This is a genomic window from Streptomyces sp. NPDC007929 (assembly GCF_042959065.1).
Taxonomy (GTDB): domain Bacteria; phylum Actinomycetota; class Actinomycetes; order Streptomycetales; family Streptomycetaceae; genus Streptomyces.
Map to the genome: position 1 here is coordinate 401,767 of NZ_JBIBKD010000008.1, position 12,985 is coordinate 414,751.

The following is a 12,985-nucleotide window of genomic DNA, read 5'->3' on the forward strand; positions in this document are numbered from 1 at the left end:
CTTCGGCGTGACGCATAGGTACGGCAACCTCGTTGTGTCGGCGCGGCGCGCAGCCGCGGTTCGGCACGGGACTGGTGTTACGGATGTGAGGGCGGCTGGGGGGCATCGAGCCTCGCGTTCGAGCAGGCGTCAGCTCAGATGCCCGCGCCCGCGATGCCGCAGTTGGCACCGGACGATAGCAGGAGTTCCTACTGCCCTTTATCGCGCCCCTACTCGTCACGACGACGGTCCGGTCTTCTCGGGCTTCTCGCTCTTCTCGGAGTCCGGATCGATGTAGAAGATCTTGGCCTTCATATGCGCACGAGCCTGCGCGGCCATCCACACGACGGTGGCGATGACGAGCCCGAGAGCGAACGTCTTCGCGTTGAAGAGCGAGGTGTCCTTGAAGAGGGCGACGAAGATCAGCAGAAGCAGCAGCTGGGCGACATAGAGCATCAGCCCCATGGCCTGGAACAACTGCGGGAGCGTTTTTGCCGTCCACTGGAGAACGTAGAGACCGACCCCCATGAAGAGGATGGCCAGTACGGTGCCGACGGCCGCTCCGATGGCTCCCTTGCCGCCGGCCACCACACCACTGACGGCGACCACGACCACACCGGCAGCGGCTGTGGGCACAGCGCACTGCAAGAGGTTCCGGGCGTCATTGGACGGCATGGCGGCAACTCCGCTTTCGCAGGGGGCAGGGGTGTCGTCATGGACGAGCGTAGTCCCGGGCTGAGTGGAGTCCTCACGCCAACGGACCGTCGCACTGCGGTCCTTCGGCTCTATCCGGGGGGTTCTCGTGAACCGTATCACAAACTATTTGATGCAGTCTTTACCTGGAGGTGTGCGGACTGTCACACATGAGAGTGAACATGCACGTCTGAGCGAGAACAGTGCCGGGATGTCTGGTATTGGGACGCTTCGCACCCCCATCGCCATCCCACGAGTTGGCAATGCTCTAGTCAGATTCTTACCTTGTCCCCGCCTTGCGCCGATCGGCAAGGCGCGAGCGGGGTCCGATGGCGGTCGCCCCGTTGACACCGGCCACCCCGGACACCACGGGAGTGCGGTCCTCCGCCCCGGCGGGGACGGGCTGGTCCGCCGCGGACGCCGGGGTCGAGGCCTCCGGCGCGAGGGCCGCGACCGCGCCCCGCCGCCGGTAGCGCGGCGGTACGAAGCGCTCCATCCAGCGCGGGGCGCGCGGCGTGAACCGCGGCAGCAACAGCAGGAGCAGCCCGATCGCGCTCAGGAACACCACACCCAGCACGATCCACATGGACGCGGAGTTGACTGAGTAGGCGAGCGCCCCGAAGGCGATCAGCGCCGACCAGAAGTACATGATCAGCACCGCGCGGCTGTGCGAGTGGCCGATCTCCAGCAGCCGGTGGTGCAGATGCCCGCGGTCGGCGGCGAACGGGGACTGGCCGCGCCAGGTGCGGCGCACGATCGCCAGGATCAGGTCCGCGGCCGGCACCGCGATGATCGTCAGCGGCAGCAGCAGCGGGATGTAGACGGGGACCGTCTGGTGCACGGCCTCCTTCTCGGAGCCCACGTACAGATTGAGAGCGTCCGGGTCGACCTGGCCCGTGACGGAGATCGCGCCGGCGGCCAGCACCAGGCCGATCAGCATCGAGCCCGAGTCGCCCATGAAGATCCGCGCCGGGTGCATGTTGTGCGGCAGGAAGCCCAGGCACATGCCCATCAGGATCGCCGAGAAGAGCGTGGCCGGAGCGGCGGCCTCGATGCCGTACGAGTACCAGATGCGGTAGGCGTACAGGAAGAACGCCGTGGCCGCGATGCAGACCATGCCCGCCGCGAGGCCGTCCAGGCCGTCCACGAAGTTGACCGCGTTGATGGTGATGACGACCAGCGCCACCGTGAGCAGGGTGCCCTGCCACTGGGTGAGCGCGACCGAGCCGACGCCCGGGACCGGCAGCCACAGGATCGTCAGACCCTGCACGACCATCACGCCCGCGGCGATCATCTGGCCGCCCAGCTTGATCAGGGCGTCGATCTCGAACTTGTCGTCCAGCACCCCGATCAGCCAGATCAGGGCCGCTCCGGACAGCAGCGCCCGGGGTTCGTTCGACGTCTCGAAGACCTGGTTGAGATTGGTCAGGTGGTCGGCGACCAGCAGGCCCGCGCACAGGCCGAAGAACATCGCGATACCGCCGAGGCGCGGCGTGGGCTCCCGGTGCACGTCACGTGCCCGGATCTCCGGCATCGCTCCGGCCACGATCGCGAACTTCCGTACCGGCCCTGTCAGCAGATACGTCACCGCGGCCGTGATGCAGAGCGTCAGGAGGTATTCACGCACGGGCTTCCCCACAGGTCTCGCTGGCCATCTCAGCCCCACACCCTAGCGATGCGCGCATATCAGTGGGGACTTCCGGGTAGCGACGATGGTTGCACGAGTGGCTGTGCACCCTGATGCGCGTACCCCGCCTCAGGCGGGATACGGCGGAAACCCACCGGCCAGCTCCCGCACATCTTCACGGGCTCTCGCCGTCTCCGTCACACCCCGCAGCACCCCGGTGAGCAGCTCGGCGATCCGGACCATCTCCGTCTCCCCCATGCCCTGGGTGGTGATCGCGGCCGTGCCGAGCCTGAGTCCCCGGGCGTCGCCGTGCGGCAGCGCACAACAGTCCATGACCAGGCCCGCGGCGGCGAGACGGCCCCGGGCGGTGCGCCCGTCGACGCCGAGCGGGGCGGGGTCGGCGGTGATCAGATGGGTGTCCGTGCCGCCCGTGGTGACGACCATGCCCGCCGCGGCCAGCCGGGCCGCCAGAACCCGCGCATTCGCCACCACCTGATGGGCGTACGCCGCGAACGCCGGTGTTGCCGCCTCCCCGAACGCGACCGCCTTGGCCGCGATGGTGTGCATCTGCGCACCCCCCTGTGTGAAAGGGAACACGGCCCGGTCGACCCGCTCGGCCAGCTCCACGCGGCACAGGATCAGGCCGCCGCGCGGGCCGCGCAGCACCTTGTGGGTGGTCCCGCACACGATGTCCGCGTACGGCACCGGATTCGGGGCCGCTCCCCCGGCGACCAGGCCGAGGGGGTGCGCGGCGTCCGCGATGAGGTAGGCGCCCACCTCGTCGGCGACCTCGCGGAAGAAGGCGTAGTCGACATGGCGCGGGTAGGCGATCGAGCCGCACACGATCGCCTTGGGTCGGCGCGTGCGGGCGAGCGTGCGCACCTGCTCGTGGTCGATGAACCCGGACTCGGCCTCCACGCCGTAGCCGACGAAGTCGAACCAGCGGCCGGAGAAGTTGGCGGGCGAGCCGTGCGTGAGGTGCCCGCCGTAGGGCAGGCCGAGGGCGAGGACGGTGTCACCGGGGCGGAGCAGGGCGGCGTAGGCGGCGAGCACCGCCGAAGAACCCGAGTGGGACTGGACGTTGGCGTGGTCGGCGCCGAACAGCGCCTTGGCCCGGTCGACCGCGAGGCGCTCGGCGACGTCGACGATCTCGCAGCCGCCGTGGTGCCGCGCCCCCGGGTAGCCCTCGGCGTACTTGTTGGCCAGCGGTGAGCCGAGGGCGGCCAGCACGGCCGGGGAGGTGAAGTTCTCGGCGGCGATCAGCTGGAGCGTCGTCGACTGCCGCTCCCGCTCCCCGAGCAGGATGTCGGCGAGCTCGGGGTCCTGGCGGCGCAGGACGTCGGCCTCGATGGCAGGGGTGACCGTCATGGTGGGCTCCGGGCGTCGACGGTGACACGTACGACCAATGTAGGCCCGGGACCCGCGGCGCGCTCGGCTGTTACGTCTTTGCGGGGACGCCGGTGAGGGCCGTGACGACCGGATCGAGTGCCTGGTGTATCTCGTCCCCGATGGAACGGAAGAACGTCAGAGGTGCGCCGTAGGGGTCGTAGACCTCGTCGGCCTCGGCGGTCGGCGCGAGCAGCCACCCGCGTAGAGCCGCCGCCGCGCGGACCAGGGCACGCGCACGGAAGACCACGCCGTCCTCCAGGGGCGGCAGGGTCGCCGGGTCGATGGCCTTGACCAGGCGGGTGAACTCCTTGAGCGTGAAGGTGCGCAGGCCCGCCGAGTGCCCCATGGAGATGACCTGCGCCCGGTGGTCCCGGGTGGCGGTCAGCACCAGGTCGGCGCGGATCACATGCTCGTCGAGGAGTTCGCGCCCGGTGAAGCCGGAGGCGTCCGCGCCGAAGTCGGCCAGGACGGTCTCCGCGTGGGACTCCATGGGCGCGCCCTCGTGGCCCCAGGTGCCGGCGCTCTCCACGATCAGCCCGCCGCCCAGGATCCCGAGCCGCTCCCGCACGGCATGGCGGGTCAGCCGCTCGGTGATGGGCGAGCGGCACACGTTGCCGGTGCTGACGTGGAGGATGCGGAAGCTGTCGCGCGGAAGTCCCACGAAGGTCGTCGTGATCTCCGCCGCGCTTTCCCCGTTGCCTATGCCACGCCCCGATCCAGGGGCCGTCAATTCGCCACCTCGAGGTCGGGTACGACCTTTCGCAGCTCGTCGGCCGAGATGGCGCCCGCGCGCAGCAGCAGCGGCACCTCACGGGTCACGTCGACGATCGACGACGGCACGATGCCGGGGGTCGGACCTCCGTCGAGGTAGACGGAGACGGAGTCGCCCAGCATCTGCTGCGCGGCGTCGCAGTCCTCCGGCGCCGGGTGGCCGGTGAGGTTGGCGGAGGAGACGGCCATGGGGCCGACCTCGGTGAGCAGCTCGATGGCGACCGGGTGCAGCGGCATGCGCACGGCGACCGTGCCACGGGTGTCCCCGAGGTCCCACTGGAGGGACGGCTGGTGCCGGGCGACCAGCGTCAGGGCACCCGGCCAGAAGGCGTCGACCAGTTCCCAGGCCTGCTCGGAGAAGTCCGTGACCAGGCCGTGCAGCGTGTTCGGGGAGCCGATGAGGACGGGGGTGGGCATGTTGCGGCCCCGGCCCTTGGCGTCGAGCAGGTCGGCGACCGCCTCCGAGGAGAACGCGTCGGCGCCGATGCCGTACACCGTGTCCGTCGGCAGCACCACGAGCTCGCCACGACGGACGGCGGACGCTGCCTCGCGCAGACCGGTCACACGGTCGGTCGCGTCGTTGGTGTCGTATCGCCGTGCCATCTTTAGCTGGCCTCCTCGTACACGTGCTGCTGGGATGAAGTCCACGAAGTCCACGAAGTCCGCGAAGACCGCGGGATGCCCGGTGAGTTCACGGCAGTGCCTTGCGGGCGGTGGCGAAGCGCGGGCGGTTGTTGAGGTCCGGGTGGTCGGCCGCGTCGGTCCAGCCGCGGTCCTCGGCGAAGATCCACGGCACCTGGCCGCCCTGGGTGTCCGCGTGCTCGACGACGACCACACCGCCCGGGCGCAGCAGCCGGTGCGCGGTGCGTTCCAGCCCCCGGATGAGGTCCAGGCCGTCCTCGCCGGAGAACAGGGCCATGTCGGGGTCGTGGTCCCGCGCCTCGGGGGCGACGTACTCCCACTCGGTGAGCGGGATGTACGGCGGGTTGGTGATGACCAGGTCGACCTGGCCGTCCAGGTCGGGGAAGGCGGTGAGGGCGTTGCCCTGCCGCAGGTCGACCCTGGACCCCTCGACGTTCTTGCGGGTCCATTTGAGGGCGTCGTCGGACAGCTCCACGGCGTGCACCCGGGAGCGCGGCACCTCCTGGGCGAGGGCCAGCGCGATGGCGCCGGAGCCGGTGCACAGGTCGACGATGCACGGCTCGACGACGTCCATGGCCCGCACGGCGTCTATGGCCCAGCCGACCACGGACTCCGTCTCGGGCCTCGGCACGAACACCCCGGGGCCGACCTGGAGTTCCAGGTAGCGGAAGTAGGCACGCCCGGTGATGTGCTGGAGCGGTTCGCGGGCCTCCCGGCGGGCGATGACCTCCCAGTAGCGGGCGTCGAAGTCGGAGTCCTTGACGGAGTGCAGCTCGCCGCGCTTGACGCCGTGCACGAACGCGGCGAGTTCCTCCGCGTCGGTACGCGGCGAGGGCACGCCGGCGTCGGCGAGCCGCTGGGTGGCTTGGGCCACCTCCGCGAGCAGCACGCTGCGGGGGCTTGGGGGCCGCCCCCCAAATGACTGCTGCACGCAAGTCCTCCGTATCAGTCGTGCGTGGTCGTACGTGCCTTACGCCGCTGCCAGCTTCGCCGCCGAGTCCGCGTCGACGCAGGCCTGGATCACCGCGTCGAGGTCGCCGTCCAGGACCTGGTCCAGGTTGTACGCCTTGAAGCCGACGCGGTGGTCCGAGAGCCGGTTCTCCGGGAAGTTGTACGTGCGGATCTTCTCGGAGCGGTCGACGGTGCGGACCTGGCTGCGGCGGGCGTCGGCGGCCTCCCGCTCCGCTTCCTCCTGCGCCGCTGCGAGCAGCCTGGAGCGCAGGATACGCAGTGCCTGCTCCTTGTTCTGCAGCTGGCTCTTCTCGTTCTGGCAGGAGGCGACGACTCCGGTGGGGAGGTGCGTGATGCGCACGGCGGAGTCGGTGGTGTTGACGGACTGCCCACCGGGCCCGGAGGACCGGTAGACGTCGATGCGGAGGTCGTTGGGGTTGATCTCGACGTCGACCTCCTCGGCCTCGGGCGTGACGAGCACACCGGCGGCGGAGGTGTGGATGCGGCCCTGGGACTCCGTCGCGGGCACGCGCTGCACGCGGTGCACGCCGCCCTCGTACTTCAGCCGGGCCCAGACGCCCTGCCCGGGCTCGGTGGCGCCCTGGCCGCCCTTGGTCTTCACGGCGACCTGGACGTCCTTGTAGCCGCCCAGCTCGGACTCGGTGGCGTCGATGATCTCGGTCTTCCAGCCGACGCGCTCGGCGTAGCGCAGGTACATGCGCAGCAGGTCACCGGCGAACAGCGCCGACTCGTCGCCGCCCGCGCCCGCCTTGATCTCGAGGATGACGTCCTTGTCGTCGCTGGGGTCGCGCGGGACGAGCAGCAGACGCAGCTTCTCCGTGAGCTCCTCGCGCTGCTGCTCCAGCTCCTTGACCTCGGCGGCGAAGTCGGGGTCGTCGGCGGCCAGTTCGCGCGCGGTGCCGATGTCGTCGCCCGTCTGCGTCCAGGAGCGGTAGGTGGCGACGATGGGGGTGAGCTCGGCGTAGCGCTTGTTCAGCTTGCGCGCGTTGGCCTGGTCGGAGTGGACCGACGGGTCGGCGAGCTTCTTCTCCAGGTCGGCGTGCTCGGCGACGAGTTCCTCGACGGCCTCGAACATCTTGGGCTCCTGTGTACGGACGGGGGTGAAGGGCGGGCGACCAAAAACGCCGGTCCCGGAGCGCCCGGTGAGGGGGCGCTTCCGTGGACCGGCGGTATGGGGCTCGCTACTTCTTGGAGCCGGCGGCCTTGCCGAAGCGGGCCTCGAAGCGGGCCACACGGCCACCGGTGTCGAGGATCTTCTGCTTGCCCGTGTAGAACGGGTGGCACTCGGAGCAGACATCGGCGCGGATGGTGCCGGACTCGATGGTGCTGCGGGTGGTGAACGACGCGCCACAGGTGCAGCTGACCTGCGTCTCGACGTACTCGGGGTGGATGTCGCGCTTCAAGGTGTCTCCTAGGTTCGGGAGGGCGCCGGGTCGCTGCCGCGGGGTGCGGGGGCGTGAACCGGAGCCGACGTACCAGTCTGCCAGGACTGGGGCCATCCCCCCAAACCGGGGGTTGCGGCGATCTATTCCCTGCGGGCCGTTGGGGGGTTGTTCGCGCGGTTCCCCGCGCCCCTACGGGGCGCTGACGACGCCCTTGGCCTCGCCCGAGGCGTTGCCCTCCGTCACGCTCTTCGGGATCGGCTTGTCGTTCTCCAGGGCCTTCCAGATCCGGTCGGCCTTCTTCTTCTGGAGGAGGACGCGGTTGGGGTCGGCCGGGTCGTAGACGACCGGCATCGTGATCATGTGCATGTCGGAGGGGCTGATGCCCTTGAGTCCGTTGGCGAAGGACGCGAGCTTGTTGACCGAACCGAGGTCGGAGTCGGCCGTCACGGTCTTGGTCGCGGTCTCCGCGAGGTCGAGCAGCTTCTTCGGGTCGGAGAAGACGCCGACGTCCTTGATCTGGCTGACCAGGGCCTTGATGAAGGCCTGCTGGAGCTGGATGCGGCCCAGGTCGGAGCCGTCGCCGACGCCGTGTCTGGTGCGGACCAGGCCGAGGGCCTGCTCGCCGTCGAGCGTGTGGGTGCCGGCCTTCAGCTTCAGATGACTGTCGGGGTCGTCGATGCTCTTGGTCGTGGTGATCTCGACGCCGCCGAGGTCGTCGATGAGCTTCTGGAAGCCCGCGAAGTCGACCTCGAGGTAGTGGTCCATGCGCAGGTCGGTGATCGACTCGACGGTCTTCACGGCGCAGGCGGCGCCGCCGGTGGAGTACGCGGAGTTGAACATCGCGTTCCGCGCGGCGGGGTGCTCGTTGCCCTCGGTGTCCGTGCAGGCGGGGCGGTCGATCAGGGTGTCACGCGGGATCGAGACCACGCTGGCCTTCTTGTGGCCCTTGTAGACGTGCACGATCATCGCCGTGTCGGAGCGGGCGCTGCCGTCGTCGGTGCCGCCGCCCAGCTTCTTGTTGCTGCCGGCGCGGGTGTCCGAGCCGAGGACGAGGATGTTCTCCGAGCCGTTGTCGGCCTTCGCGGGCCGGTCCGTGCCGAGGGCCTGGTCGATGTCGACGCTCTTGAGGTTGCCGTTGAGCTTGAAGTACAGGTACCCGGCGCCGGCGCCGCCCACCACGACGATGCCCGCGGCGGTCCAGGCCGTGATCAGCAGGCCCTTGCGTCGCCGCTGGGGCTTGCGGCGCTTGCCCTTGCCGCGATGACGGGCTCCGTTGGTGCCGGTATCGCCCGGTATACCCGGACCCGGCGTGCTCTCGGCAGACATGTACTCCTCAGCTCTTCTACGGTCGGTTACCCCCTGCGGTCAGTGCCAGGCGTGGCCGGAGAAGACCCTTCCTCGCACCATCGTCGCCCCACCTGGTCAGACGGGGAAACTCGGGAAAGGGTTGCACAACGGACTGTGCCCACCGCGTGCGGCGGTGGGCACAGTGCGTGGCGGTCACAGCGCGGTGAGCCTCACTCACCTGCGGTTTCAGCCGAAGATGTCGTACTGCTTGAAATCGGTGCCGACGGACTTCCTTGTGGCGAAGATCTCGCTCGTCCCCTTGCCGGTGCCCGCGTACAGGTACAGCGTGCCTCCGGGGGTGCGGGCCAGGAAGTCGGCCTTGCCGTCGCCGGTGACGTCGCCGGGCGCGTCGAAGGCGTTGTAGCCGCTCCACGTGCGCACCTTGACCCGGGCCGAGAAGGCGCCCGAGCCGGCCTTGCCGGTGCCCTTGTAGAGGTAGAGGTGGCTGCCCGACTTGGCGCGGGCGATCAGGTCGGTCTTGCCGTCGCCGGTGTAGTCGCCCTTGCCGCGCACGGAGTTGTACTGGTTCCAGCCGGTGCCGACCTTCACCCGGGAAGCGAAGGTGCCGTTGCCCTTGCCCGGGTAGATCCACAAGGCGCCCGCGGAGTCGACCGAGAGCAGGTCGGGCAGGTAGTCGCCGGTGACGTCCCCGGGGGTGACGATCCGGGTGCGGGTCTTCCAGTTGTCGAAGATCTGCTTGGTGGTGCCCGTGCGGCCCGACGCCCAGAAGACGTCGCCGTCGCTGCTGCGCCGGTAGACGAGGTCCTGGTACCCGTCGCGGTCGAGGTCCGTCTGCAGGACGACGTTCACGCCGTTCCAGTTGCCCCAGGACTGGCGGGCGGCGAACGAGGTGCCCTTGGAGTCCTTGGAGTAGCCGGTCTTGGTGGAGGCCTTGCGCACCCACAGGTCGGCCTTGCTGTCGCCGCTGAGGTTGGCGTCGTCGACCCTCGGATAGGCGGCGCCGACGTAGGTGCTCACCTTGCTGAAGACGCTGTAGGCGCCCTTGGCGACGCAGTCGGTGACGCCCCAGGACACGACACCGACGATCCGGTTGTTCACGACCAGGGGGCCGCCGGAGTCGCCGTTGCACGCGGAGACGGTGCCGGCGTCGCTGCCGGTGGCGGGCTTGCCCGCGCAGACCATGTGGCCCTTGACGAAGTCCCTGCCGTACGCGCCGGAGCAGGTCGTGTCGGACTGCACGGGCAGCGTGGCGGTCTTCAGCGTCTGGGAGACGTCGTCGCTGGTGGAGGTGGTGCGGCCCCAGCCGTAGACCTTGGCGCTGGTGCCGGCCTTGTACGAGGTGGTGTCACCGGACGTCGTCATGCGGAGGGGCGTGGCCTTGACCGCCGTGTCCAGCGTCAGCACCGCGATGTCGTTGTCGATGGTCGTCGCGCTGTACGACGGGTGGTTCCACTGCCGCCAGACCGCCGTGGCGGTGCCGCCGTGCAGGTCGGTGCCGTTGTTCGAGGGCAGCTTGGAGGTGCCGGTGACGACGGCGCCGTTGGCCTTCCAGTTGTAGCCCTTGACGCAGTGCGCGGCGGTGAGGATCTTCGTCGGCGCGACGACGGCGCCGCCGCAGAAGAAGCCGATGTCGTCGCCGGTGGCGGAGGTGCCCCGGTCGTCGTAGTAGTGGAGCTGCGCCATCCACGGGGCCGTGCTGATGGTGGTCTCGTTGCCGCCGATGACCTTCGGGTCGATGCTGCCGGCGACGGTGCCCGCGGTGAGCGCGGCCTTGCTCGACTTGCCTGCGACGTCGTCCCCGGACATGGCGCCCGCGACGCGCTTGCCCAGCTCGGCGGGCGACGGCGAGTCGGCGGCGGGCCTGACCTTCGGCTGCGGCAGCGCGGTGGCCGCACCGGCGGAGTGCGTCAGCAGCGCGCCGGCCACGGCGGCGGCGACACCGGCCGCGGCGACGGGCAGGGCTATGCGTATCCGGCGTCTGTGCCGACCGCCCCCGGGCATGGGTGTACCCACGTATGTCCCCCCTCGGGATCACAAGTTCGAAGAGAGCGTGATCCTATCCGCACACCAACACCACAAAGGGCCGCCCCCGGTCGGGGACGGCCCTTGTGCGGTTCTTACGCGGTCGACCTGCCTCAGTCGCCGTTGCCCGGCGTCGGGGTGGTCTTCTGGATCTGCATCAGGAACTCGGCGTTCGACTTCGTCTGCTTCATCTTGTCGAGAAGCAGCTCGACCGCCTGCTGCTGGTCGAGCGCGTGCAGCACCCGGCGCAGCTTCCAGACGATGGACAGCTCGTCCGGGGCGAGCAGGATCTCTTCCTTACGGGTGCCGGACGCGTCGACGTCCACCGCCGGGAAGATGCGCTTGTCGGCGAGCTTGCGGTCGAGCTTCAGCTCGGCGTTGCCGGTGCCCTTGAACTCCTCGAAGATCACCTCGTCCATGCGGGACCCGGTGTCCACCAGGGCGGTGGCGAGGATCGTCAGCGAGCCGCCGTCCTCGATGTTGCGGGCCGCACCGAAGAAGCGCTTCGGCGGGTACAGCGCCGTCGAGTCGACACCACCGGACAGGATGCGGCCGGAGGCCGGGGCGGCGAGGTTGTACGCGCGGCCCAGGCGGGTGATCGAGTCGAGCAGCACGACCACGTCGTGGCCCAGCTCCACCAGGCGCTTGGCCCGCTCGATGGCCAGCTCGGCGACGGTGGTGTGGTCCTCGGCCGGGCGGTCGAAGGTCGAGGAGATGACCTCGCCCTTCACCGACCGCTGCATGTCGGTGACCTCTTCCGGACGCTCGTCGACCAGGACGACCATCAGGTGGCACTCGGGGTTGTTGTGGGTGATCGCGTTGGCGATCGCCTGCATGATCATGGTCTTGCCGGTCTTCGGCGGGGCCACGATCAGACCGCGCTGGCCCTTACCGATCGGCGCGACGAGGTCGATGATGCGGGTGGTGAGCACGCCCGGGTCCGTCTCCAGACGGAGCCGGTCCTGCGGGTACAGCGGCGTGAGCTTGTTGAACTCCGGCCGCCCGCGGCCCGATTCGGGCGCCATGCCGTTGACGGAGTCGAGCCGCACCAGCGCGTTGAACTTCTCGCGCCGCTCGCCGTCCTTGGGCTGGCGCACGGCACCGGTGACGTGGTCGCCCTTGCGCAGGCCGTTCTTGCGGACCTGGGCGAGGGAGACGTACACGTCGTTCGGGCCGGGCAGGTAGCCCGAGGTGCGGATGAACGCGTAGTTGTCGAGGATGTCCAGGATGCCCGCGACGGGGATCAGGACGTCGTCCTCGGTGATCTGCGGCTCCTGGACGTCGTCACGGCCGCGACGGCCCCGGCGGTCGCGGTAGCGCCCGCGACGGCCACGACGCCCGCCCTCGAAGTCGTCGTCGTCCTGCTGCTGCTGTCCACGGTCCTGACGGCCGCCGCCGCCCTGGCCCTGCTGCTGGCCTCGCTGGCCGCCCTGCTGGTCGTCGCCCTTGCCGCCGCGGCGGTCACGGTCGCGGTCCCGGCCGCCGCGGTCACGACGGTCACGACGACGGCCCTCGCCGCCGTCACCGGCGTCGGACTTGGCGTCGTTGCCCTGGGACTGCTGCTGCGACTGCGCGGGCGACTCGGCCTTGGTGTCGCTCTTCGCCTCGGCGACGATGGTCTCCGCGCCGGCGGGAGCCGGGGCTCCGGCTTCCGCGGTGGCCCGGCGGCGACGGCGCTCGGGCGCCTCGTCCGACCCGTCGCGGGAGGGGCCGCCGGCCGGCTGGCCGGGGATCTCGATCTGCTGCTGGGCCACGGCCTTGTCGGCCTTGCCGGCCTTGTCCGCGGGGGCCTGGGAGGCCTCCTTCGCGTCCGCCTTCTTGTCCGCCTTCTCGGCGCTGTCGCCCGTACGGGTCCGCGAGGTGGCGCGGCGCTTGGGCTTGGTCTCGGCGGGCGCGTCGGCCTTCGCGGCCGGAGCGGCGCCGCCGGACGCCTGTGCCTCCTTGATGACCTCGATCAGCTGGCTCTTGCGCATCCGCGCGGTGCCCCTGATGCCGAGGCCGGATGCGACCTGCTGCAGTTCGGCCAGCACCATGCCCTCGAGGCCGGTACCGCGGCGCCGCCGGGAGCCGGCACCGGTGGCAGGCGCGGAGGCGTCCGTGGCGGGCGCGGCAGCGGTCTCCTCGACACGTGCGCCCATCAGATCGGTGGTGTCGCTCACGAAGGGTCCTTCCCTGGAGCGGACGTCGGCCTGTCTGG

General features: G+C 70.1%; 11 protein-coding genes. All 11 read right to left on the reverse strand.

The features are described from left to right. Positions 1–216: 216 nt before the first annotated feature. The 11 genes from ACFZDE_RS27895 to rho all read right to left on the reverse strand — a co-directional run bounded on the left by ACFZDE_RS27895 (position 217) and on the right by rho (position 12,947). Positions 217–654, reverse strand: a complete 438-nt coding sequence (locus ACFZDE_RS27895) for a hypothetical protein (protein WP_355831447.1) — start codon at positions 652–654, stop codon at positions 217–219. A 298-nt stretch (positions 655–952) separates the two neighbouring features. Then, positions 953–2,299: an MraY family glycosyltransferase gene (locus ACFZDE_RS27900; RefSeq protein ID WP_390993894.1), complete on the reverse strand. Its 1,347-nt coding sequence runs from the start codon at positions 2,297–2,299 to the stop codon at positions 953–955. 129 nt (positions 2,300–2,428) lie between these two features. Then, positions 2,429–3,667: a serine hydroxymethyltransferase gene (glyA, locus tag ACFZDE_RS27905; protein WP_391204280.1), complete on the reverse strand. Its 1,239-nt coding sequence runs from the start codon at positions 3,665–3,667 to the stop codon at positions 2,429–2,431. 70 nt (positions 3,668–3,737) lie between these two features. Next, entirely contained in the window at positions 3,738–4,418 is a 681-nt protein-coding gene (locus ACFZDE_RS27910) for a protein-tyrosine-phosphatase (RefSeq protein ID WP_391204284.1), read from the reverse strand. Further along, positions 4,415–5,062 carry an L-threonylcarbamoyladenylate synthase gene (locus tag ACFZDE_RS27915; protein WP_391204287.1) on the reverse strand — a complete coding sequence of 216 codons (648 nt, stop codon included), beginning with the start codon at positions 5,060–5,062 and terminating at the stop codon, positions 4,415–4,417. The genes ACFZDE_RS27910 and ACFZDE_RS27915 overlap by 4 nt, the downstream gene beginning before the upstream one ends. Positions 5,063–5,150: 88 nt before the next feature. Further along, positions 5,151–5,990, reverse strand: coding sequence for a peptide chain release factor N(5)-glutamine methyltransferase (gene prmC / locus ACFZDE_RS27920; protein ID WP_391204460.1), 840 nt, complete (start codon positions 5,988–5,990; stop codon positions 5,151–5,153). 81 nt (positions 5,991–6,071) lie between these two features. After that, positions 6,072–7,148, reverse strand: a complete 1,077-nt coding sequence (gene prfA, locus ACFZDE_RS27925) for a peptide chain release factor 1 (protein ID WP_390993889.1) — start codon at positions 7,146–7,148, stop codon at positions 6,072–6,074. A 106-nt stretch (positions 7,149–7,254) separates the two neighbouring features. Continuing rightward, positions 7,255–7,476 (reverse strand): 50S ribosomal protein L31, encoded by a 222-nt coding sequence (gene rpmE / locus ACFZDE_RS27930; protein ID WP_003992975.1) that lies wholly within the window; start codon positions 7,474–7,476, stop codon positions 7,255–7,257. A 171-nt stretch (positions 7,477–7,647) separates the two neighbouring features. Continuing rightward, positions 7,648–8,784, reverse strand: a complete 1,137-nt coding sequence (locus ACFZDE_RS27935) for an LCP family protein (RefSeq protein ID WP_391204290.1) — start codon at positions 8,782–8,784, stop codon at positions 7,648–7,650. Between the two features lie 207 nt (positions 8,785–8,991). Continuing rightward, positions 8,992–10,767, reverse strand: a complete 1,776-nt coding sequence (locus ACFZDE_RS27940) for a trypsin-like serine protease (protein ID WP_391204463.1) — start codon at positions 10,765–10,767, stop codon at positions 8,992–8,994. Positions 10,768–10,901: 134 nt separating this feature from the next. Then, complete coding sequence (rho, locus tag ACFZDE_RS27945) at positions 10,902–12,947, reverse strand: transcription termination factor Rho (RefSeq protein ID WP_391204293.1); 2,046 nt, start codon at positions 12,945–12,947, stop codon at positions 10,902–10,904. Positions 12,948–12,985 lie beyond the last annotated feature (38 nt).